Below are 21,450 nucleotides of genomic sequence, written 5' to 3'. Positions count from 1 at the left end.
TTTTGACGAATTTTCTGCGCAACGGGTCGCTGCTTGCCTTTATGCTGGCGGCAATCGTCACGCTCTGCGCGGCATCCTCGGCGTTTGCGGTCGAACCGATCAAGATTGCCCGCGACGACGTGGCGCTCGACCTTTCGGGCGCCGTCGAAATCTACCGCAACCAAGGCGAGAATTTCCAGGTCTCGACGGCGCCCGGCCCGGACGGCATCGTGCGGCGCATCGAGGTCGAGGCCAATGACGCACGCTCGACCGGCGACTGGGCGGTGTTCGCGCTCGCTAACACCACCGACCAGCAGCTCGACAGGCTGATTGTCGCACCGCATTTCCGGCTGGTGAATTCCGGCCTGTTCTGGCCGGATCTCGGCTCGACCCGTATCGCCGCGATCACGCCCAGCGAAGGCTTTGCGCTCGACCGCCAGACCAGCCCCGACGCCGACGTGTTCCGGGTCACGTTGAACCCCGGAACGGTGATTACCTTCATCGCCGAGCTCGCCTCGCCCAAGCTGCCGCAGGTCTATCTGTGGGACCCTGAATCCTACAAGGACTCGGTCAATTCCTACACGCTGTTTCGTGGCATCGTCATCGGCATCGCCGGCCTGCTGGCGCTGTTCCTGACCATTCTTTTCGTCGTCAAGGGGACCTCGATGTTCCCGGCAACGGCGGCCCTAGCCTGGGCGGTGCTTGCCTATATCTGCGTCGATTTTGGCTTTCTCAACAAGATCATAGAAATCTCACCGGGCAATGAGCAGATGTGGCGCGCCGGAACGGAGGTGGCGCTTGCGGCGACCTTCGTGGTGTTCCTGTTTGCCTATCTCAACCTCAACCGGTGGCACGGCCATTTCAGCTACGGCGCACTGGTCTGGATTCTCGGGCTGGTGCTGATCGCCGGTGTCGCCATCATCGATCCGGCGGTTGCCGCCGGCATTGCCAGGCTGTCCTTCGCCGCTACCGCGCTGACCGGGCTCGGCCTGATCATCTTCCTCGGTATCCGCGGTTACGACCGCGCCATCATGCTGGTGCCCAGTTGGGTGATGGTTCTGCTGTGGCTATGTGGATCGTGGATGGCGATCACCGGCATGCTGGACAACGATATCGCCCAGCCGGCGCTGGGCGGCGGGCTGATCCTCATCATCCTGCTGATCGGCTTCACCGTGATGCAGCACGCTTTTGCCGGCGGCGCCCTGCATCAGGGCCTGTTCTCCGATCTCGAGCGCCAGGCGCTGGCGGTTGCCGGATCGGGCGATACTGTGTGGGACTGGGACGTGCTGCGCGACCGTGTCGTCACTCGTCCCGACGTCAGCATCCAGCTCGGTCTTGCGCCCAACAGCCTCGGCGGTCCCGCCCGCAACTGGCTGCCGGTGCTGCATGCCGACGACCGCGACACGTTTCGTACGACGCTCGACGTAGTGCTCGAGCACCGGCGCGGCCGGGTGTCACAAAACTTCCGCCTGCGCGGCGCTGACGGGCACTATCACTGGTTTTCGCTGCGCGCCCGGCCGGTGATCGGCTCGGACGGCGAGGTCATCCGCTGCGTCGGCACCATGGTCGACGTGACGGAGCAGAAGAAATCCGAGGAACGGCTGCTGCACGACGCCGTGCACGACAATCTGACGGGCTTGCCCAACCGCGAGCTGTTCATGAACCGGTTGGAGGCGATCATTTCGATCGCCCGCACCGAAGAGAAGGTGCGCCCGACTGTCTTCGTCATCGACATCGACCGCTTCAAGCAGGTCAATGACGGGCTCGGCATCTCGGCCGGCGACACCATCCTTTTGACCATCGCGCGGCGGCTGCACCGGCTGCTCAAGCCGAAGGATTCGCTGTCGCGCTTTGCCGGCGACCAGTTCGCGCTGATGCTTTTGTCGGAGCAGGATCCGGCTCGCATCGCGGCCATTGCCGATGCCATCAAGCACGCAATCAACAACCCGATCACCTTCGCCAAGCGCGAGATCGTGCTGACCGCCTCGATCGGGCTGATCACCTGGACGTCAACGCAGACCTCGGCCGAGGACATGGTCAAGGATGCCGAGCTTGCCATGCATCAAGCCAAGCGCTTCGGCGGCGACAGGATCGAGCCTTTCCGGCCCGCCTTCCGCACGGTCGGCACCGACCGGCTGCAGTTCGAGTCCGACCTGCGCCGCGCCATCGAGCGACGCGAATTCACGCTTGCCTATCAGCCGATCGTGCGGCTGGAGGACGGCAGCGTTGCCGGCTTCGAAGCCTTGCTGCGCTGGGACCATCCGCGGCGCGGCATGATCCCGCCGGCGGATTTCATTCCGGTTGCCGAAAACTGCGGCCTGATCGTGCAGCTTGGGCTGTTCGCCATGCAGCAGGCTGCCGAAGACCTGGCGGGATGGCAAAAGCAGATCGGCGATGCGCCGCTGTCGGTCTCGGTCAATCTGTCCAGCCGCCAGCTCATCCGCCGCGACCTGGTCAGCGACGTCCGCTCGGTGATCGCGCGGGCCAATCTGAAACCGCGCTGCTTCAGGCTCGAACTCACCGAATCGCTGGTGATGGACAATCCGGAGCAGACCGCTCATGTGCTGACCAAGCTAAAGCAGCTTGGCATCGGCCTGTCGCTGGACGATTTCGGCACCGGCTATTCATCGCTGGCCTATCTGACGCGCTTTCCGTTCGACACCATCAAGATCGACAAGAGCTTCGTCGACGACGCGACGCCGAAACGCGCGGTGCTGCTCAAATCCATGGTCAACATGGCGCATGAACTCGGCCTGTCGGTTGTCGCCGAAGGCATTTCGGACGAGAGCGATGCGCTGGAGTTGCGGCAGATGGGCTGCGAATACGTGCAGAGCTTCATGTTCGGCGCGCCGATGCCGGGCGACCAGGTGCTGAAGACGCTGAAGGAACAGTACCCGCTCACTCAAGCGTGACAACTTTCGGGACGTGATGAGGCTCAGGCGTGACCGGCAGCCAAGCTGAGATGCGCGAGATCGATGCCGATCGAGGCAAGAATCCGGTCGTATTTGCGGTCGATGTCGGCGTCGAACAGAAGCTCGGCACTTGCCGGGCAAGTCAGCCAGCCATTCTCGACGATCTCGTTTTCAAGCTGGCCCGCACCCCAGCCGGCATAACCGAGCGCCATCAGCGCCCGCCGGGGTCCGCGGCCGGAGGAGATGGCGCGCAATATGTCGACGGTCGCGGTCAGGCAGACGTCGTCGGACACGGCGAGCGAGGATTCCACCCGGTAGTCGCCCGAATGCAGGACGAAGCCGCGGCTGCGATCCACCGGTCCGCCATTGCGCACGACGAAGTCGCGCGCCGGCGGTGGCAGGCGGATCGCCTCCATCTCATTCATGATGCCAAGTTGTACGAGCAGGTCCGGAAACAGCATCTGCTGCGTCTGGTTGATGATCAGCCCCATCGCGCCTTCGTCGCTGTGCGCGCAAATATAGATGACAGAGCGCGTGAAGCGGTCGTCCTTCATGCCGGGCATGGCAATCAGGAACTGGTCGTCGAGAAAGCCGGGTCCTGCGGCCGTCCTTTTATGGCGCAACAAATCCATGGCCACAGCGTAACGCGTTTCCGAAGCGTCGAAAAGATGGGCGGCGCCCGATTTGATCAGGCTCGTAAATCGAAGGTCACGCAAATATGATGCCGGCCGCGTCATGAAATCATTGTGCGGCCATCAACGGACGATCAAATCACCGTCATGCAAAGCTTGAAAATCCTGCTGCTTAGTGTTGCCATTGGATCGGCGACCGGCCTCCCCGCCTCAGCCTCCTCATCGGCCTGGTACAACAGCGAAGGCGGCAGGGTGCGGCTGGTAACAAGCGGCAAAGCCGACGAGGCCGGACGTCTCCAGGGCGTCCTCGACATTGCGCTGAAGCCCGGCTGGAAAACCTATTGGCGCGATCCGGGCGATGCGGGCGTGCCGCCACAGATCGACGTCTCGGCCAGCACCAACATTGCCGACGCGACGCTTTCGTTTCCGCCGCCGCAGCGCCATGACGACGGCTATGGCAAATGGGCCGGCTACGACCACCCGGTTTCGTTGCCGGTGACGTTCACGCTTGCCGCACCCGGCCAGCCGGCCGTCATCGATGCGGATATCTTCCTCGGCATTTGCGAAACCATCTGCATCCCGGTGCAGACGAGGCTGACCGTCGATCCCGGCGCCGATCCGGACAACGCCGAGGACGCGGCACTGGTCAAGGCAGGCCTTGCCACCCTGCCCGCCACGGCAACGCCCGATTTCGGCATAAACGTACTGCCGGGCGACCACGAAACGCTGATTGTCGAAGCGAGCTTTCCGGGCAGCCTCGAGGGCGCCGACTTCTTCGTTGCCGGCGAACGCGACTACATGTTCGGTGCCCCGGCGCGCAGCGAAAAGGATGGCAAGCTGATCTTTACTGTGCCGATCCTCGACAGGCCGTCGACAACGCCAACCGACGGCGGCCTGCACTATACACTGACAAGTGCCGCTGGCGCGGTCGAAGGCCTGCTGCCTTTTCCGTGATGCCAACGTCTGGACGGTTGCCGGGCGCGCCTTAGTTCGCTATCGCAAGGACACTCCCTTTCCATTCTCAAGCGAGGACCATCATGACGATCTCCGTTGGCGACAAACTGCCCGATGCGACCTTCAAGACAATGACCGCCGACGGTGCAAAGCCGATCACGACGGGCGAGATATTCTCAGGAAAGACGGTCGTGCTGTTTGGGGTTCCAGGCGCTTTCACGCCGACCTGCAGCAACAATCATCTGCCCGGCTATCTGGATAATTACGACGCCATCCTGGCGCGCGGCGTCGACACTATCGCCGTTGTCTCGGTCAACGATGTTCACGTCATGGGGGCTTGGGCCCGCTTCAGCGGCGGTGAAGGCAAAATCCTTTATCTTGCCGATGGCAATGGCGATTTCGCCAAATCGGTCGGCCTCGACGCCGACCTCTCCAGCGGCGGCATGGGGCTGCGCTCGAAGCGTTTTTCGATGATCGTCGACGACGGCAAGGTCACCGCGCTCAATGTCGAGACAAAGCCCGGCGTCGACGAATCCGGTGCGGCTCACATTCTCGGACAGCTTTCCGTCTTGGCGACAGCCTAGGCCAGGGACGGCAAAGGGCGCCTTCGAGCGCTCAGCGTCCAAAGGACGCTGACTTTTGCATCGGCGCATGATCCTTGCGAAAGCCGACCCGGTTTTCGGGGCCATGCGTCGGCGCTTCGGAACTGCTTGCTTTTGGGGACCTCGATTATGTCTGACATCGTCTGGCGCAGCGTCGCGATCGGTATCGGCGCAACCGCGCTTATGGATGTGTGGGCGATTTTCCTGAACAAGGCCTTTGCCCAACCGCGACCGAACTGGGGGCTGGTCGGCCGCTGGGTCTGGCATCTCAGGGAAGGCAAGGTCTTCCATGACGACATTGGCGAGGCCTCGCCCTACGCGCATGAATCGGCGCTTGGCTGGGCCTTTCATTACGCTGTCGGCATCGTCTACGGCATCATTCTGGTCGTGCTGGCCGGAACGGCCTGGCTCACCGCGCCGACCTTCCTGCCGGCCTTTATCCTCGGCATGGTCACCGTCGGCGCCGGTTGGTTCCTGCTGGCGCCCGGCATGGGTGCCGGCTGGGCCGCTTCGAAGCGCCCCAATCCGATGCAGGTCCGCGCCCTCAATCTTGTGTCGCACACGGTGTTCGCAATCGGACTGTTCGGCACCGCCCTGCTGATCCGCTGACACGCCAGTTCGACCGAATTCAATAACTCTGGGTCGAGCGCCGAACCTTCTTGGCCGCTGATTGCTTGGATTGGGTGCCTTCCTTCGGCAGCACGGACGCGAGCACGGGTTTCGCCGACTTCGTCTTGAATGGCGCCATGCCGAGCCGCGCCAATTCGTCGGCGCGCTCGTTCTCGGGATGGCCGGCATGGCCCTTGACCCAATGCCAGGTGACCTGATGGCGGTTACGCGCGGCGTCGAGCTGCTGCCACAGCTCGGCATTCTTCACCGGCTGCCTGGCCGCCGTCTTCCAGCCGTTGCGCTTCCAGCCGTCGATCCAGCTGAAAATGCCGTCCTTGACATAGTTGCTGTCGGTATAAAGATCGACGGCACAGGGCTCCTTGAGCGCATTAAGCGCCGAGATGGCGGCCAACAACTCCATGCGGTTGTTGGTGGTCAGAGCCTCGCCACCATGGAGCTCCTTGATGGCGCCGTTGAAGCGCAGGATTGCGCCCCAGCCGCCAGGCCCGGGATTGCCCGAACAAGCACCATCGGTGAAGATTTCAACGCGCTTGGTCATGTCAGTCCATATTCAGATGGAGAGTTGATCGCCCGGTGGAAGCGCATCCGGCGGATATACTCGGTCGGGTCGCGTTTCATCACCAGCCCGCCGTCCGGAACCGTCAGCCAGTCGTAGAGTCGGGTCAGCATGAAGCGCAGCGCCGAGCCGCGCGCCAGCATCGGCAGCGCAGCTTTCTCGTCACTGCTCAACGGCCGCACGCTCTGGTAGCCGGCAAGCAGCGCCGTGCCCTTGGTCAGATTGAAGGAAAAATCCTTCTCGAAGCACCAGGCGTTGAGGCACGTGGCAACGTCATAGGCGTAGAGGTCGTTGCAGGCGAAATAGAAGTCGATCAGCCCGGACAGCTTCTCGCCGAGGAAGAACACATTGTCCGGGAAAAGATCGGCATGGATGATGCCCTGCGGCAGACCGTTCGGCCAGTTTCGCTCGAAATCGGCGAAATCGGCATCGACCTCGGCCGCCAGTCCCGGCTCGACCTCATCGGCGCGGGCGCGGGCGGCATTCCACAGCTTGCGCCAGCCATCGATGGCAAGGGCGTTGGGGCGGGTCATCGGAAAATCCGCGCCGGCGAGATGCAGTGCCGCCAGCGCCTTGCCGACCTCGCCGCAATGCGCAGCCGTCGGCCGCCGCAGCGACAGGCCTTCGAGAAAGGTGATGATGACCGCCGGCCGGCCGGCAAGTGTTCCGATCACACCGCCATCATGTGCGGTGACCGGGAGCGGGCACGAAATGCCCTTTCTGGCGAGGTGGGCCATGAGGCCGAGAAAGAACGGCAGGTCAGCCTTGTCGACGCGCTTCTCGTAAAGCGTCAGGATGTAGGAGCCGCTGCTGGTGTGCAGTAAAAAATTCGAGTTTTCGGTGCCTTCGGCGATGCCCTTGTAGGACAAGAGATCGCCGACCGGATAGTTGCTGAGGAACGCGCCGAGCTCGCCCTCATTGACGTCGGTGTAGACCGCCATCGTTGCTACGCAGCCCCGTTTACGAAGGCCATGTCGGCTGCCGTCAGTTCGACATCGCGCAACACCCGCATCACCGGAAAGTCCTCCGTCTCCGTCGCCGTCACGGCCAGCTCGATGGTCACGTCGAAGCGCTGCCTGAACGCATCGACGATCTCGTCGACGATGATCTCCGGCGCCGAGGCGCCCGCCGACAGGCCGAGCGTCGAGATGCCGGCAATGTCATTCCACGGAATTTCGGAGGCGCGCTGCACGAGAAGCGACATCGAGGCGCCGGCGCGCTCGGCCACTTCGACCAGGCGTCGCGAGTTGGAGGAGTTAGGTGCGCCGACAACCAGGAAGAGATCGGCGCCGGCCGCTGTTTCCTTGACTGCTTCCTGGCGATTGGTGGTGGCATAACAGATCGATTCCGCCGCCGGCGCGTGCAGCTCGGGAAAACGTTGCTGCAGCGCGCGGATGATACCGGCGGTGTCCTCGACTGACAGCGTCGTCTGGGTCACGAAGCCGAGCGCTTGCGGGTCTGCAGGCACGAAGCTTGCGGCGTCGGCTTCGGTCTCGATCAGAGTGACCGCGCCGTCCGGCAACTGGCCCATTGTGCCGATCACCTCCGGATGCCCGGCATGGCCGATCAAAAGCACGTGGCGGCCAAGCCGCTGATGGCGCATTGCCTGCTTGTGGACTTTCGAGACCAGCGGGCAAGTCGCGTCGAGATAGAATAGGTTGCGGGACCGGGCGTCGGCCGGTACCGATTTCGGAACGCCATGCGCCGAAAAGACGACCGGGCTCTGGCGATGCTCGGGCGGGATCTCGGAGAGCTCCTCGATGAACACCGCGCCGAGGCTTTGCAGCCCTTCGACGACGTAGCGGTTGTGCACGATCTCGTGGCGGACATAAACCGGCGCGCCGTATTTCTTCAGCGCCAGGACGACGATCTGGATGGCACGGTCAACGCCCGCACAGAAACCGCGCGGCTGGCAGAGCCGGATGGTCAGCGGTGGCTTTGTATGAAGCATGATTGCATCTTACGCTGATTGTAGGCCGGTTGATCGGACTATGACTTCAGAGCTCAAGGCGCGAAATGAGGTGTGCGGCCCTGCCCTGTCAAGGGTAGTGGCGGCGATCATTGGTCTTTCGCCGGGCGGCGGAGCCAGGAGATCAGGACGCCGGCAAGGGCGGCGGCAAGGCCGTACCAGGTTATCGCATATTGCAGATGGCTGTTCGGCAGGTCGATGACGGTGACACCGCCAACCGGCAGCCCGCCGGGGTTGGCCGTGGCGTTCGCATCGATGAAGATCGGCACCAGCGCAGCTCCTGCCGGCAAGCCGGCGCTCGAGGCCATCGCGTCACGATCTTTCCAGTAGAAGATGTTCTTCTGCGGATCATTGTCGGGAAGCATCGTCGAGGGCTTGGCCGGCAGTGGGTTGCGGGCGAGCCCCGTCACTGTCACTTCGCCCGTTACCTGCCCCTGCGGCCGCTTGGCTGGGTCCTTGAAATCGTAAGGCACGAAGCCGCGGTTGATCAGTACGAAACGGCCATCGTCGAGCTGCAGCGGCGTGAAGACATCGAAACCGGACTGGCCTTCCCAGGTGGCGAGGAAATGCCGCTCGCCTTGATGCAGGAAAGTGCCGGTCACCGTTGCCGGCGTGTAGTCCACGTCGCCGGTGGCAGCAAACCGCTTTTCGACCTCGGCCAATGGCACAGGCGCCGAATGCGTCCGCTGGTCTATCGTCTGGAGAAGGCCCTCTTTCCAGTGCAGGCGCTGAACCTGCCAGGTGCCGAGCGCCAGCAGTATCAAAAACACGACGATACCCAGGCCGAGCGCCAATGCGCGCTTCGGCCGCGACCGGCCGGCCACCAAACCTGATGCCTCGCTCATTCGCCGCGGTCCAGCCGGCCCTCGGCCGCCTTGTTGCGGTATTGCAGCGTCAGCAGCACGCCCTTGATCAGCCGGAGCGCCGCCAGGCAAAGCACCAGCGTCAGCGGAATCCACAGCAGCAGATGCAGCCAGAGCGGCGGATTGAGCGTCACCTCCATCCACAGCGCCAGGCCGACGACGATGAAGCCGATGATCAGGATAACGAACACCGCCGGCCCGTCGCCGGCATCGGCGAAGGAATAATCGAGGCCGCAATTGGTGCAGCGATTGCCGACCGTGAGGAACCCAGAGAACAGTCTGCCCTCGCCACAGCGGGGGCAGCGGCCATGCAGGCCGGCCGAGATCGGATCGATTGGTGGCCAGATCGCCTTGTCGTCGCTCATGAGGTCATCCTAGGAGCATTTGCCGCAAAAGATAAGGCGGCCACGTCGCCGCAGCCGCCTTGTCGATTTCCTCAGGTCGATCTCAGTGCGGTTCGATCATCGCGCCGTTCGATGCCCAGACGTAGATCGAGGCAAACAGGAACAGCCACACCACGTCGACGAAGTGCCAGTACCAGGCGGCGGCCTCAAAGCCGAAATGCTGCTTGGGCGTGAAGTCGCCCTTCATGGCGCGGATCAGGCAGACCAGCAGGAAGATCGTGCCGATGATGACATGGAAACCATGGAAGCCGGTCGCCATGAAGAAGGTGGCGCCGTAGATTGAATCCCTGAAGCCGAACGGCGCGTGCATGTACTCGTAGGCCTGCACCATGGTGAACAGCATGCCGAGGCCGACGGTCAGCACCAAGCCGTTGATCAGGCCCTTGCGGTCGCCGTGGATGAGCGAGTGGTGCGCCCAGGTCACCGTGGTGCCCGACAGAAGCAGGATGACGGTGTTGTAGAGCGGCAGATGGAAGGGGTCGAGAACTTCGAGGCCCTTGGGTGGCCAGACGCCGCCGGTGAAGGCGGTACGGGCGTATTGATGGACCTCGCCCGGAAACAGGCTGGCGTCGAAGAAGGCCCAGAACCAGGCGACGAAGAACATCACCTCTGAGGCGATGAACATGATCATGCCGTAGCGCAGATGCAGCGACACGACACGGGTGTGGTGTCCCTCATGCGCTTCCTTGATCGTATCCGACCACCAGGCGAACATCGTGTAGATGACGATCAGCAGGCCGATGAAGAACAGCCATGGGTTGGCGATGTTGAAACCGAAGATCGGGAAATCGCCGCCCTTGAGATATTGCATGTAACAGACGCCGCCGAGCGCGGTTACCAGCGCCCCGACGGAGCCCAGGAAAGGCCACGGGCTCGGGTCGACGAGGTGGTAGTCATGTTGTGGTTTTGCGTGTGCGTCTGCCATATCAACCCCCGAGGCTTGCTTCGGTATCTGAAATCTTGTTGCGGCGGCCGTCGGCCGGCACCGATGATGCGACCGGCTTGGTCTTGTCGACCGGGAACATCGTGTAGGACAGGGTAATCGTCCTCAAATCCTTCAACTCCGGCGCGTTGACGATGTCGGGATCGACATAGAAGACGACCGGCATGTCCAGTGTCTCGCCCGGCTTCAGCGTCGTGTCGGTGAAGCAGAAACACTCGACCTTGTTGAAGTAAGGTCCGGCCAGTTCAGGCTGCACGTTGAAGGTGGCGCGTCCGGTGATGGGCCGGCTGAATTTGTTGGTCGCGCTGAAATGCGCCTCGGCGGTCTCGCCGATCTTGATGGTGATCGAGCGGGCGACCGGCTGGAATTGCCAGGGAACGCCGACGGTGTTGGCATCGAAGCGGATGGTGATGTCGCGGTCGAGTACCCGATCGGCATATTGCTGGGTCGCTCGTTTGACGGTGCCGCCGTAGCCTGTCGCCTGGCAGAACATCGCATAGAGCGGCACCGCGGCGTAGGCCATGCCGATCATGCCGCCGAAGAACGCGATGCAGACGCCAGCGACGACGCGGTTCGTATTTTTCTTCGTAGGATCGGTGACTGTTTGCCTGGTCATCGTCAGCTCACATCGAGCCGGGGAAACTGTGACCAAATTTCACGATGGTCGCGACGTAGAATATGACGACCAGCGCCGCCAGCGCGAAACCGATTGCGGCCGAGCGATTGCGGCGGGCCTTCTGCTGACGTTCGGTCAGCGTGACCAGTTCAAGCTTTTTTTCGGTCATGCTCATGCTCCACCGATAGTCAGCGCGCGCGCGACGACGCAATCGCCAAGGTAGGCGGCAAAGATGGCGAAGAGATAGAGCAGCGAATAGCCGAACAAGGCCTTGGCCGGCTTCATCGCCCGGTCGTCATCGGCCATTTGCAGCACCTTCCACGCATACCAGACAAAGCCGGCGCCGAGCAGCAACGCAACGACGCCATAGGCTGGCGTGGTGAAGCCGAGAATCCATGGCAGCACGCCAACCGGTGCGAGGACCAGCGCATAGGCAAAGATCTGGCGCCTGGTCGAGGCCTGGCCGGCGACATTCGGCATCATCGGAATGCCTGCCTTCGCATAGTCCTCCGACTTGAACAGCGCGAGCGCCCAGAAATGCGGCGGCGTCCACAGGAAAATGATCAGGAACAGCACCAAGCTTTCGAGGCTGGCCGATCCGGTTACCGCCGCCCAGCCGATGACCGGCGGAATGGCACCGGCAGCGCCGCCGATGACGATGTTCTGCGGCGTCCAGCGCTTCAGCCACATCGTGTAGATGACGGCATAGAAAAAGATGGTGAAGGCCAGAAGCGATGCGGCCAACCAGTTGACCAGCACGCCGAGCGTCATCACCGACAGAACCGACAGCACCAACCCGAAACTCAATGCCTCGCCTGGCCGGATGCGGCCGGCCGGCACGGGACGGCCGGCGGTGCGCGTCATCACCGCATCGATGTCTGCGTCGTACCACATGTTGAGCGCACCGGACGCGCCAGCACCAATGGCAATAGCCAGGATCGCGATCACCGCCAGCAGCGGATTGATGGTCACCGGGGCGGCGACCATGCCGACAAACGCGGTGAACACTACCAGCGACATGACGCGCGGCTTCAGCAGGGCGAAGAAATCGCCCGCCGTCGCTTCCGACATGCGGAAGCCCGGCTCGTCAATCAGTCTGTCTTCGGCAAGGGCCATGCGTACTTAAAGTCCATCATTCCGTTGGCCAAAACCGCCGGCGGGCCGGCGGTTCCGTATTAAAGGAGGCAACCACCTACTTGATCTTCGGCAACTGTTCCCACTGGTGGAACGGCGGCGGCGAAGGCAGCTGCCATTCCAGCGTGGTCGCACCCTCGCCCCAGGGATTGGCGCCGGCGACCCGCTTCTTCTGGAACGCCTCGAAGACGCCGAACAGGAAGATGACGACGCCGACAGCCGAGATGTACGAACCGTAGGACGACACCATATTCCAGCCGGCGAAGGCATCGGGATAGTCGATATAACGACGCGGCATTCCGGAAAGGCCGAGGAAGTGCTGCGGGAAAAACACCAGGTTGACGCCGACGAAAGTGACCCAGAAGTGGGTGTTCGCGATCACCGGCGAGTACATGTAGCCGGTCATTTTCGGGAACCAGTAGTACCAGCCGGCGAAGATGGCGAAGACCGCGCCCAGCGACAGCACGTAGTGGAAGTGAGCGACCACGAAATAGGTGTCGTGCAGCGGGCGGTCGAGGCCGGCATTGGCCAGCTGCACGCCGGTGACGCCGCCGACAGTGAACAGGAAGATGAAGCCGATCGCCCACAGCATTGGGGTCTTGAGCGAAATCGACCCGCCCCACATAGTGGCGATCCACGAGAAGATCTTCACACCCGTCGGCACCGCGATGACCATGGTGGCAAAGACGAAATAGCGCTGAGTGTCGAGCGACAGGCCCGTCGTGTACATGTGGTGGGCCCAGACGATGAAGCCCACCGCGCCGATGGCAACCATCGCATAGGCCATGCCGAGATAGCCGAATATCGGCTTCCTCGAAAAGGTCGAGATGATATGGCTGATGATGCCGAAACCCGGCAGGATCAGAATGTAGACCTCCGGATGGCCGAAGAACCAGAACAGGTGCTGGAACAGGATCGGATCGCCGCCGCCGTCCGGAGCGAAGAAGGTGGTGCCGAAGTTGCGGTCGGTCAAAAGCATGGTGATGCCGCCGGCCAGCACCGGAAGCGACAGAAGCAGCAGGAAGGCGGTGATCAGCACCGACCAGGCGAACAGCGGCATCTTGTGCATGGTCATGCCGGGCGCGCGCATGTTGAAGATGGTGGTGATGAAGTTGATGGCGCCAAGAATCGAGGAAGCGCCGGCGATGTGGATCGACAGGATCGCCAGATCCATGGCCGGTCCAGGCTGGCCCGATGTCGATAGCGGCGGATAAAGCGTCCAGCCGCCGCCGACGCCGTAGGCGCCGGGCGCACTCGGGACGAAGGCCGAGAAAATCAGCAGGATGAAAGCCGGCGGCAGCAGCCAGAACGACACGTTGTTCATGCGCGGGAAGGCCATGTCCGGCGCGCCGATCATGATCGGCACCATCCAGTTGGCAAAGCCGCCGATCAGCGCCGGCATCACCATGAAGAAGATCATGATCAGCGCATGCGCGGTGGTGAAAGCATTGTACATGCTCTTGCCGCCGTCGATGGCGGCGTCGCCGTTCATGCCGTAGACCATCTGCGCCAGGCCAGTGAAGATCTGGATGCCCGGCTCCTGCAATTCCATGCGCATGACGACCGACAAGGCGGCACCGATGCAGCCCGCCATGATCGCGAAGATCAGATAAAGCGTACCGATGTCCTTGTGGTTGGTCGAATACACCCAACGGACCCAGCCATGATACGGCTTGTGGTCGTGGTCGTCGTGAGCTGCAGCGTCTGCCATGGTCGGCTCCGTTCCCTGGATCTTTTCTGGTCGCGGCATCAGTTGCCGGCGGCCGCTACCTTGTTCGTGCCATCGACCTCGGCCATCAGCGCCTTGTTGGCGCCGGGAAGGTCGGTCTTGGCTGCCGCCAGCCAGGTCTTGTATTGCGCATCGGAGACGACGCGAATGGCGATCGGCATAAAGGCGTGGTCCTTGCCGCAGAGTTCCGAGCACTGGCCGTAATAGAGGCCTTCCTTGTCGGCCTTGAACCAAACCTCGTTGATGCGGCCCGGAACCGCGTCGGTCTTGATGCCGAAGGACGGCATGGCAAAGGCGTGAATGACGTCGGTCGCCGTCACCAGCACGCGGGTCATGGTGCTGACCGGCACCACCATCTCATTGTCGACGGCGAGCAGGCGCGGATACGCGGCGCGATCTTCCTTGCCGGCAGCAGCCCTGTCGCCATCCTGAAGGATCGCGGAATTGAAGGAAAGCGTGTTGTCGACCTGGTATTCGTAGTCCCAGTTCCACTGATTGCCGGTCGCCTTGACGGTCAGCTTGGCTTCTTCCGGTGGCGTGTACTGCGCGGTCAGCAGCTGGAACGAGGGAATGGCCAGACAGAGCAGGATGACGACGGGACCGACAGTCCAGATGACCTCGATCAGCGTATTGTGGCTGGTGCGCGACGGGGTCGGGTTGACGCTCGCCCGGAATCTCAAAATGCAGTAGGCGATCAGAAAAAGCACCAAGGCGGTGATCACAATGATGAACGCGAACGAGTAGTTCCCGAACCACTCGATCTGCCTCATAATGTCGGTCGCCGGAGGCTGAAAACTGGTTTCCCAAGGTTGGGGCTGGGCTGCATGAGCGGATGCAGCGGCAAACAACGTGGCGGCGGCACTAGCTACGATTTTGGCGGTTGCCAGGAATTTTCTCATCGCCCTCGTCATCTCCCAGTTCCTCGCGACCGGACCGCAAGAATGTCGAACAATGCCGGGACGGGAATCCCGGACAATTCAAGGCTGGTTCAAACCATACTCTATTTGCCTCCGCAAGAAAGGAGCGCCGGAACCCGTGCGGCATTTTTGCGCGCAAGCGCGGCTCCGGCTTCGTGCGGTGACCGCTCGCCGCGAATCACCGAACCGGCATCCGGGTGGAATGAGCCGCGCGGCGCGCGGAGCCGTCGCAATTAGGGCGAAATTCGCACTGAAAAGCGCATTGTCGCCTGTGTCGGGGCAGATCGCCGGGGTCTCGTCCTTTACTTGGGTTTAGTGCGGCTTAAAGTGCCGTGATTCGCAATGGAGCCGTCATGAACCCTTGGCTTTCGAGAACCTTGGCGAAGGTCATCCTTGTTGCCGCCGCAATAGCCTTGCCCTGCGCCGGCCTGGCCAATGCCGCGCAGCCAAGCGGCACGGTGAAGTCGACGCATGGCGCTTGGTCGATCATCTGCGATACGCCGGCCGGTGCTACGTCCGAACAATGCGTGATGATGCAGAACGTCGTCGCCGAGGACCGTCCGGAAATGGGTCTTTCCGTCGTCGTGCTGCGCACAGCCGACAACAAGGCCGAAATCCTGCGTGTGCTGGCGCCGCTCGGCGTGCTGTTGCCCAACGGCCTCGGCCTCAATGTCGACGGCAAGGACATCGGCCGCGCCTACTTCGTGCGCTGTTTCCAGGACGGCTGCTATGCCGAGGTCATCCTGGAAAAGCCGCTGCTCGACACGCTGAAGACCGGAACGTCGGCGACCTTCATCGTCTTCCAGACGCCGGAAGAAGGCATCGGCATTCCCGTCGACCTCAAGGGTTTCGCCGACGGCTTCGCCGCCCTGCCCTGAACGCGGTGTTGTAGCACGATCCAGTGATGTTGACCGGCCGCGGTCACGGCAAAATCTCATTTCAGATTGTCTGTGCGGGCCTTCGCGCCTACATCGTGGGAAACAATCCTCCTGCGAATGGATCTGCCATGAACAGCCTGATCGGCCAATTCGACATTTCCGACGATCGCATCAAGCAGATCGTTGCCGAGACTATTAACGGCGCCGACGACGGTGAACTGTTTCTCGAATACAGCGAGAGCGAATCGCTGATGTTCGACAATGGCAAGCTGAAGACCGCGAATTTCAACACCGACCAGGGTTTCGGCCTGCGCGCCGTCGCCGGCGAAGCCAGCGGCTACGCCCACTCCAGCGATCTCTCCGAGGCCTCGCTGCTGCGCGCCGCCGATGCCGTTTCGACGGTGAAGAGCGGCTATTCCGGCACGCTTGCCGCAGCGCCTGCCCGCACCAACCGCCATCTCTACGGCGACGGAAACCCTATCCCCTCGCCTTCCTTCGAGACCAAGGCCAAGCTGCTCCAGGAAATCGATGCATGGCTGCGGTCCGAGGATCCGCGCGTCAGGCAGGTGACGGCGTCGCTCGCCGCCTCCTGGCAGCATGTCGAGATCGTGCGCGCCGACGGCCAGATGGTGCGCGACATCCGCCCGCTGGTCAGGATCAACGTATCTGTGGTGGTCGGCGACGGCGACCGCCAGGAGAGCGGCTCCTACGGCATGGGAGGCCGCAAGGATTTTGGCGAATTCCTGGTCGAGGATAGCTGGCGGCACGCGGCCAGGGAGGCACTGCGGCAAGCGCTGGTCAATCTCGAAGCGGTTCCAGCACCTGCCGGCACTTTCGACATCGTGCTGTCGAGCGGCTGGCCGGGCGTCATGTTGCACGAGGCCGTCGGCCACGGGCTGGAAGGCGATTTCAACCGCAAGAAGACGTCGGCCTTTGCCGGCCTGCTTGGTCAGCAGGTGGCGGCGAAAGGCGTCACCGTCGTTGACGACGGCACCATACCCGAGCGGCGAGGTTCGCTGACCGTCGACGACGAAGGCACGCCTTCGGCTCATAACGTGCTGATCGACGATGGCAAGCTGGTCGGCTACATGCAGGACCGCCAGAATGCCCGGCTGATGGGCATGAAGGCCACCGGCAACGGGCGACGCCAAGGTTACGCGCACGAGCCTATGCCGCGCATGACCAACACCTACATGACAGCAGGCGACATGGAGCCGGACGAGATCATCGCCTCCGTCAAGAACGGCATCTATGCCGTGTCGTTCGGTGGCGGCCAGGTCGACATCACTTCGGGCAAGTTCGTGTTCGGCTGCACCGAAGCTTACATGATCGAGAACGGCAAGGTGACGCAACCGATCAAGGGCGCCATGCTGATCGGCAACGGGCCGGATGCCATGCATCGTGTTTCGATGATCGGCAACGACATGAAGCTCGACACCGGCATCGGCATGTGCGGCAAGGCCGGACAGGGTGTGCCGGTCGGTGTCGGCCAGCCGCATCTCAGGATGAACCAGATGACGGTCGGCGGCACCAGGGTTTGATGGCGGCTGTCACCTGGTTTATGTCTTGCGTTCGCTAAAAGGATGCGCCGCGATGCCTACCATGAAAGGGCTCACGACCACAGTCTCGGCAGACGGAAGCATCGTGCTGCCCAGCGCGATCCGAGAGCAGAAGCAATGGGCCACCGGCACATGTCTGCTGGTCGAAGATACTCCGGAGGGCGTGCTGCTGAAACCAGCGCGGGTCTTCGCCGAGACACGGCCCGAGGACGTGTTTGGATCCCTGCCCCACAAAGGCAGGCCGAAGACGTTGGAAGAGATGGAGGCGGGTGTGCTCGCCGCAGCTCGAACTGCCTAAAGCCATGAACCCGGTGTTTTCGGCAGGCGATGGTCGGGATCGATGATTTCGAGACCCGGAGCATCGTTTTCGTTCCAGCGCCACAGCGCGATGCATGTGCCGCGGGCGACATGAAGGACGGGTAGATCACGCCGTGCCGCCCGTCGGTAAGCAAGCGGACTCTCAGCTGGTGCGTCTCGGGCACAAAACCTCTATCCACGATGTCACGCCATTCGCATCGGTGAATGCCCGCCGCTACATCAAGCTGCGCCAGCGTATCGGCGTCTGTCAGGTCGGCCAGCCGGGCGCCTGACAGTTTCAATTGTGCAATCGGCGCCGGGTGCTGGACAAACCCTGATTGTACTCGGCCCGAGCCGTGGACAGTTCCCGGGCAGCGTAGATCGCCGGCGCGCCAATCGGATTCCAGCGGCCGCCGAAGCGTTCCGCGCCTTCACCAGAAAGCGGCAGATGTGCCCAGCGCGGCACAAAAGCGTGCCATAGGGTCAGCCTGGTTTCAGGCATATATGCCGGAGCGGACTGCCTCCAGATAGGCAAGCACCTTGTCCGTCTTGCCTTCGCGAACGAGATCGTAGGCGGTCTTTCCAGCCCGACCGGGGATCGGCTGATGCTTGAACCATATCGCCGCACGCTGTTCATCGCCGGCCATCTCGCCGGCCATCGCCAAGATGCGGACTATGGGACTCAATGCGGCGTCCACCTTGCGCGCGCCGGTCTTGGCGGCAAGCGTGTTGCGCGCGAGACCGGTCAGGCCCGCCAGTTCTGTCATATTGATCCCCAGCAGTTCAGCGACCCGCCTTGGCGAGAGAAACGGCGCCCGCTCCTCGCCGAAGCGCGATGCCGAAATCTCAAAGGCTTTGGTGCTCATTGCAATTTCCTAGCACATTTTGAACAACGCACGTTCAAATGCGCTTTGTTGGTGCGCATTTTCGCGCCCCATAAATGCTGCTATCGCCTTCGTCTCGGCTTCTCCAACAGCGCCACGGCCTCGACATGCGGCGACCACAGGAACTGGTCGATCGGCGTAACGCCTTTCAGGGCGTAGCCGCCATCGAGGAGGATGCGAAGATCCCGCGCCAGCGTTACCGGATTGCAGGACACTGCGGCGACGAGCGGCACGTCGGAGCGCGCGATCTGCTTCGACTGGTCCTCGGCGCCGGCGCGAGGCGGGTCGAAGACAACGCCGTCAAAGGCATTCAACTCCTTGAATGTGAGCGGCCGCCGGAACAGGTCGCGACGTTCGCCGGTCACCCGCTTCAGGCCGCTGGCGAAACGGAAGGCCCGGTCAAGCGCCGAGAGTGCTGCCGCATCGCCTTCCACCGCATGAACCTCCGATCTTGCGGCCAGGCGCAGCGCGAAGCTGCCGCAGCCGGCGAAGAGATCGGCGACCTTTTTGGCACGCGCGAGATGCTGGCCGACAATGTTGGCCATCGCTTGTTCGGCAGCCTCGGTCGCCTGCAGGAAAGCGCCCGGAGGCACTGCGACGGCGACGCCACCAAACAGGATGACCGGTTTCTTTGGTTCGATAATGATCTCGCCGTCGACCGACAGCCTGGCTAGCCCCTCGGCGATGACGAAGTTGGAGGCGACGCGGCGCTGGTTCTCGCCGAGCTTGCCGGAATCGTGAACCGCGACATCGAGGCCGGAACCGGTCACCGTCACCGCCATGTGGAACGATTTGGTCGTGGTGCAGATCAGCCCAGCAAGCATCCTCAAACGGTCGAGCGCAGCGACGATCTGCGGCAGCGAGATCGGGCATTCCTCGATCGAGATGATCTCGGATGACAGCGCGCGGACGAAGCCGAACTGCATTCCCGCCTCGCTCCGCCGGGCGGTGAAGACGACGCGGCGGCGCGTGTGCGGCGCGCACGGCACCAGCGCGCCGACTTCGCAAGCGATGCCCTTGCTCTTCAGCGCATGCACGACCTTTTCGCGCTTCCACTGGTGATAGGCTTCAGTCTCGAGATGCTGGACGGCGCAGCCGCCGCACGCGCCGAAATGCCGGCACGGCGGATCGACCCGCAGCGGCGAAGCCTCAAGCACGGATATCAAAGTGGCGCGGTCTTTTTCCCGCGCGGCGGTGACGACCTCTCCCGGCAGCGCGAATGCAATGAAAACCTCGCCGGTTTCCGTCTCGGCGATGCCGTCGCCCTGCGAGCCCAACCTTGCGATCGTGAAACGGGTGCTCATCGCTTCTGGGTCTCGACGTCCTTGATGCCGCCGAGCAGGAACTCGCGGTTGCCGTCGCCGCCCTCTATCGGCGACAGATGCAGCCCAAGCGAGCGCCAGCCGGGAATGGCATCGAGCCAGTCCTGCATCAGGCCGGCAATGCGCGCCGCATCATAGGGGTCCTTCAGCAGGCCGCCCTTGCCGATCGCCTCGCGGCCGGCCTCGAATTGCGGCTTGACCAGAAACACGGCTTTTGCGCCGTTCCTGGCCAAGGCAAGCGCCGGCGGCAGCGCCAGTTTCAGCGATATGAAGCTGACATCCGAGACGATGAAATCCGGCACACGGCCGCCGAGATGGGCGGTAGTCAGTTCGCGCGCATTCAGGCCTTCGATCACCGTCACGCGCGGATCGCCGGCAATGTCGGAGTGCATCTGGCCGTGCCCGACATCGATCGCCGTGACATGCGCCGCGCCGCGTTCGAGCAGCACCTGCGTGAAGCCGCCGGTCGAGGCACCGACATCGAGGGCTTCGCTACCGGTGGGGTCGAGGCCGAAATGGTCGAGACCAGCCTTCAGCTTCAGTGCGGCGCGCGAGACGTAACCTTGCGCCGGATCGTCAACGACGATGTTGCACTCAGGCAGAACGGTTTGGCCTGGCTTGTGGGCGACGACGCCATCGACCGTCACGGTACCGCGCTCGACCGCGTCGCGGGCACGCGAGCGGCTGGCAAACAGGCCGCGCTGGACGAGCAATTCGTCGAGCCGCTGGCGTATGCTGGCTGGCGGAAGGGAAGTCATCGGCCTTCATGGCGAATGCCAACGATGATGGCAAGGATATTGGCGATGAGACAAGGCATAGTTGGAAAAGCGGGTGAACTCATCAGCCGCTGCGCTGTTTGTCGAACCTCGCACGAGACCCGACGCAATGCTAAGAAAGAGATGCCGTTTAGCCGTCGAAACGTGGAGGAGGAACATGCTGACGGGAACCTGCCACTGCGGCGCAGCCCACTGGACCCTGGAGGGCGATCCCGGTTCGATCACTGCCTGCAATTGCACACTTTGCCGTCGTTACGGCACGCTCTGGGCTTACGACTATGTCGACGAACGCATCCGCCTTGCGGGGCCTGTGAGCGCCTATACGCGCATCGGAAGGGCTCATCCTTCGCTTGAGATTCTCTTCTGTCCAACGTGCGCTTGCGTCCTCGCCTGGCGCGGTTTGCATCCCGATGCGGCTGGGCGCTACCGCATCGCCGTCAATGTGAGGCTTGCGCCGCCCGAGGCGGTCGCCGATCTCCCGATCGACCATTTCGATGGTCTCGATACATTCGAGGATTTGCCGAGAGATGGTCGCTGTGTGCGGGATATGTGGTTCTAGTTTCTAGAGCCTTATCGGGATCATCATTTAGAAGATGGTCCGCGAAGCCCGCCGTTCGACGGCCGGCGTCAGACCTTCGTTGCTGTCGCCGGACACCTGCGGGCGCGGCCGGTCAACGGAAATGGGCGCCTTCGGCAAGATATCGCGCACGACGAATTGCGGCGCCTGTTTGTCGGTAAAGCCGCCACGATTTCGCCGATCTTGCCGGCGACGATGCCCATCACCGCCTCTTCGAGTTTGCGGTCGTAGCGCGTTTCGGCCGCGGCCGACGCGGCGAAGGTGGCCGCTAGCGCGATGCCGCCCAAAAGCGATCTCATTGGTCTTCTTTCCCCTGC

General features: G+C 62.6%; 24 protein-coding genes and 1 pseudogene. 8 read left to right on the top strand and 17 right to left on the bottom strand.

The features are described 5' to 3' along the window. Positions 1-2 precede the first annotated feature (2 nt). Positions 3-2,891 carry an EAL domain-containing protein gene (locus NKJ40_RS00300; protein ID WP_352463901.1) on the top strand — a complete coding sequence of 963 codons (2,889 nt, stop codon included), beginning with the start codon at positions 3-5 and terminating at the stop codon, positions 2,889-2,891. A gap of 23 nt (positions 2,892-2,914) precedes the next feature. Here NKJ40_RS00300 and NKJ40_RS00295 read toward each other — a convergent pair whose 3' ends face one another. Continuing rightward, positions 2,915-3,523 carry a YqgE/AlgH family protein gene (locus NKJ40_RS00295; protein WP_292657500.1) on the bottom strand — a complete coding sequence of 203 codons (609 nt, stop codon included), beginning with the start codon at positions 3,521-3,523 and terminating at the stop codon, positions 2,915-2,917. A gap of 147 nt (positions 3,524-3,670) precedes the next feature. Here NKJ40_RS00295 and NKJ40_RS00290 point away from each other — a divergent pair, with 147 nt between their 5' ends. From NKJ40_RS00290 to NKJ40_RS00280, 3 genes are all read left to right on the top strand, one after another. Further along, positions 3,671-4,477 carry a protein-disulfide reductase DsbD domain-containing protein gene (locus NKJ40_RS00290; RefSeq protein ID WP_352463900.1) on the top strand — a complete coding sequence of 269 codons (807 nt, stop codon included), beginning with the start codon at positions 3,671-3,673 and terminating at the stop codon, positions 4,475-4,477. 83 nt (positions 4,478-4,560) lie between these two features. Further along, a complete protein-coding gene (locus tag NKJ40_RS00285; RefSeq protein WP_292657494.1) occupies positions 4,561-5,061 on the top strand; it encodes a peroxiredoxin in 501 nt (166 codons plus the stop codon). Between the two features lie 147 nt (positions 5,062-5,208). Continuing rightward, positions 5,209-5,688, top strand: a complete 480-nt coding sequence (locus tag NKJ40_RS00280; RefSeq protein WP_352463899.1) for a DUF2938 domain-containing protein — start codon at positions 5,209-5,211, stop codon at positions 5,686-5,688. A gap of 19 nt (positions 5,689-5,707) precedes the next feature. On the opposite strand, the gene rnhA is transcribed toward NKJ40_RS00280, so the two are convergent. From rnhA to coxB, 11 genes are all read right to left on the bottom strand, one after another. Next, entirely contained in the window at positions 5,708-6,247 is a 540-nt protein-coding gene (rnhA, locus tag NKJ40_RS00275; RefSeq protein ID WP_352463898.1) for a ribonuclease HI, read from the bottom strand. Further along, a complete protein-coding gene (locus NKJ40_RS00270) occupies positions 6,244-7,206 on the bottom strand; it encodes a homoserine kinase (RefSeq protein WP_352463897.1) in 963 nt (320 codons plus the stop codon). Before NKJ40_RS00270 ends, rnhA begins: the two co-directional genes overlap by 4 nt. A gap of 5 nt (positions 7,207-7,211) precedes the next feature. Further along, complete coding sequence (gene ispH / locus NKJ40_RS00265) at positions 7,212-8,216, bottom strand: 4-hydroxy-3-methylbut-2-enyl diphosphate reductase (RefSeq protein ID WP_352463896.1); 1,005 nt, start codon at positions 8,214-8,216, stop codon at positions 7,212-7,214. Positions 8,217-8,323: 107 nt separating this feature from the next. Then, the gene (locus tag NKJ40_RS00260) at positions 8,324-9,079 is read right to left on the bottom strand and encodes an SURF1 family protein (RefSeq protein ID WP_352463895.1); all 756 of its coding nucleotides are present in this window, start codon (positions 9,077-9,079) and stop codon (positions 8,324-8,326) included. Beyond that, entirely contained in the window at positions 9,076-9,462 is a 387-nt protein-coding gene (locus NKJ40_RS00255; RefSeq protein WP_352463894.1) for a DUF983 domain-containing protein, read from the bottom strand. The genes NKJ40_RS00260 and NKJ40_RS00255 overlap by 4 nt, the downstream gene beginning before the upstream one ends. Before the next feature lie 82 nt (positions 9,463-9,544). After that, on the bottom strand, positions 9,545-10,426 hold the full coding sequence (locus NKJ40_RS00250; protein WP_292657474.1) for a cytochrome c oxidase subunit 3: 882 nt from the start codon (positions 10,424-10,426) through the stop codon (positions 9,545-9,547). A gap of 1 nt (position 10,427) precedes the next feature. Then, positions 10,428-11,060: a cytochrome c oxidase assembly protein gene (locus tag NKJ40_RS00245; RefSeq protein ID WP_292657471.1), complete on the bottom strand. Its 633-nt coding sequence runs from the start codon at positions 11,058-11,060 to the stop codon at positions 10,428-10,430. 7 nt (positions 11,061-11,067) lie between these two features. Next, a complete protein-coding gene (locus NKJ40_RS00240; RefSeq protein ID WP_502903670.1) occupies positions 11,068-11,235 on the bottom strand; it encodes a cytochrome c oxidase system small membrane protein in 168 nt (55 codons plus the stop codon). Then, entirely contained in the window at positions 11,232-12,176 is a 945-nt protein-coding gene (locus NKJ40_RS00235) for a heme o synthase (protein ID WP_352463893.1), read from the bottom strand. Before NKJ40_RS00235 ends, NKJ40_RS00240 begins: the two co-directional genes overlap by 4 nt. Positions 12,177-12,252: 76 nt before the next feature. Beyond that, the gene (gene ctaD / locus NKJ40_RS00230; RefSeq protein WP_352463892.1) at positions 12,253-13,905 is read right to left on the bottom strand and encodes a cytochrome c oxidase subunit I; all 1,653 of its coding nucleotides are present in this window, start codon (positions 13,903-13,905) and stop codon (positions 12,253-12,255) included. A 38-nt stretch (positions 13,906-13,943) separates the two neighbouring features. Further along, positions 13,944-14,822 carry a cytochrome c oxidase subunit II gene (coxB, locus tag NKJ40_RS00225; protein ID WP_352463891.1) on the bottom strand — a complete coding sequence of 293 codons (879 nt, stop codon included), beginning with the start codon at positions 14,820-14,822 and terminating at the stop codon, positions 13,944-13,946. A gap of 371 nt (positions 14,823-15,193) precedes the next feature. On the opposite strand from coxB, the gene NKJ40_RS00220 reads away from it, so the two are divergent. The 3 genes from NKJ40_RS00220 (at position 15,194) to NKJ40_RS00210 (ending at position 17,575) form a co-directional block, all read left to right on the top strand. Next, positions 15,194-15,718, top strand: coding sequence for an invasion associated locus B family protein (locus NKJ40_RS00220; protein ID WP_352463890.1), 525 nt, complete (start codon positions 15,194-15,196; stop codon positions 15,716-15,718). A gap of 128 nt (positions 15,719-15,846) precedes the next feature. Continuing rightward, entirely contained in the window at positions 15,847-17,259 is a 1,413-nt protein-coding gene (tldD, locus tag NKJ40_RS00215) for a metalloprotease TldD (protein WP_352463889.1), read from the top strand. Positions 17,260-17,311: 52 nt separating this feature from the next. Then, positions 17,312-17,575 (top strand): AbrB/MazE/SpoVT family DNA-binding domain-containing protein, encoded by a 264-nt coding sequence (locus NKJ40_RS00210; RefSeq protein WP_352463888.1) that lies wholly within the window; start codon positions 17,312-17,314, stop codon positions 17,573-17,575. Here the strand turns inward: NKJ40_RS00210 and NKJ40_RS00205 are convergent. The 4 genes and pseudogenes from NKJ40_RS00205 to NKJ40_RS00190 form a co-directional block, all read right to left on the bottom strand. Continuing rightward, a pseudogene (locus NKJ40_RS00205) lies at positions 17,572-18,076 on the bottom strand (RES family NAD+ phosphorylase). The gene NKJ40_RS00210 and the pseudogene NKJ40_RS00205 sit on opposite strands and share 4 nt — an antisense overlap. Next, a complete protein-coding gene (locus tag NKJ40_RS00200; RefSeq protein WP_352463887.1) occupies positions 18,069-18,440 on the bottom strand; it encodes an antitoxin Xre/MbcA/ParS toxin-binding domain-containing protein in 372 nt (123 codons plus the stop codon). The pseudogene NKJ40_RS00205 and the gene NKJ40_RS00200 overlap by 8 nt, the downstream one beginning before the upstream one ends. Before the next feature lie 80 nt (positions 18,441-18,520). Further along, positions 18,521-19,762, bottom strand: coding sequence for a class I SAM-dependent RNA methyltransferase (locus NKJ40_RS00195; protein WP_352463886.1), 1,242 nt, complete (start codon positions 19,760-19,762; stop codon positions 18,521-18,523). Next, positions 19,759-20,538, bottom strand: a complete 780-nt coding sequence (locus NKJ40_RS00190; RefSeq protein ID WP_352463885.1) for a TlyA family RNA methyltransferase — start codon at positions 20,536-20,538, stop codon at positions 19,759-19,761. Before NKJ40_RS00190 ends, NKJ40_RS00195 begins: the two co-directional genes overlap by 4 nt. Before the next feature lie 175 nt (positions 20,539-20,713). On the opposite strand from NKJ40_RS00190, the gene NKJ40_RS00185 reads away from it, so the two are divergent. After that, positions 20,714-21,115: a GFA family protein gene (locus tag NKJ40_RS00185; protein WP_352463884.1), complete on the top strand. Its 402-nt coding sequence runs from the start codon at positions 20,714-20,716 to the stop codon at positions 21,113-21,115. A 68-nt stretch (positions 21,116-21,183) separates the two neighbouring features. Here NKJ40_RS00185 and NKJ40_RS00180 read toward each other — a convergent pair whose 3' ends face one another. Beyond that, positions 21,184-21,420: a hypothetical protein gene (locus NKJ40_RS00180; protein WP_352463883.1), complete on the bottom strand. Its 237-nt coding sequence runs from the start codon at positions 21,418-21,420 to the stop codon at positions 21,184-21,186. Positions 21,421-21,450 lie beyond the last annotated feature (30 nt).

The sequence above is a fragment of the Mesorhizobium sp. M0119 genome (assembly GCF_040322615.1).
In the GTDB taxonomy this organism is placed as follows: domain Bacteria; phylum Pseudomonadota; class Alphaproteobacteria; order Rhizobiales; family Rhizobiaceae; genus Mesorhizobium.
The sequence above is the reverse complement of the archived record's forward strand: the minus strand, read 5'-3'. Positions and strand labels throughout refer to the sequence as shown.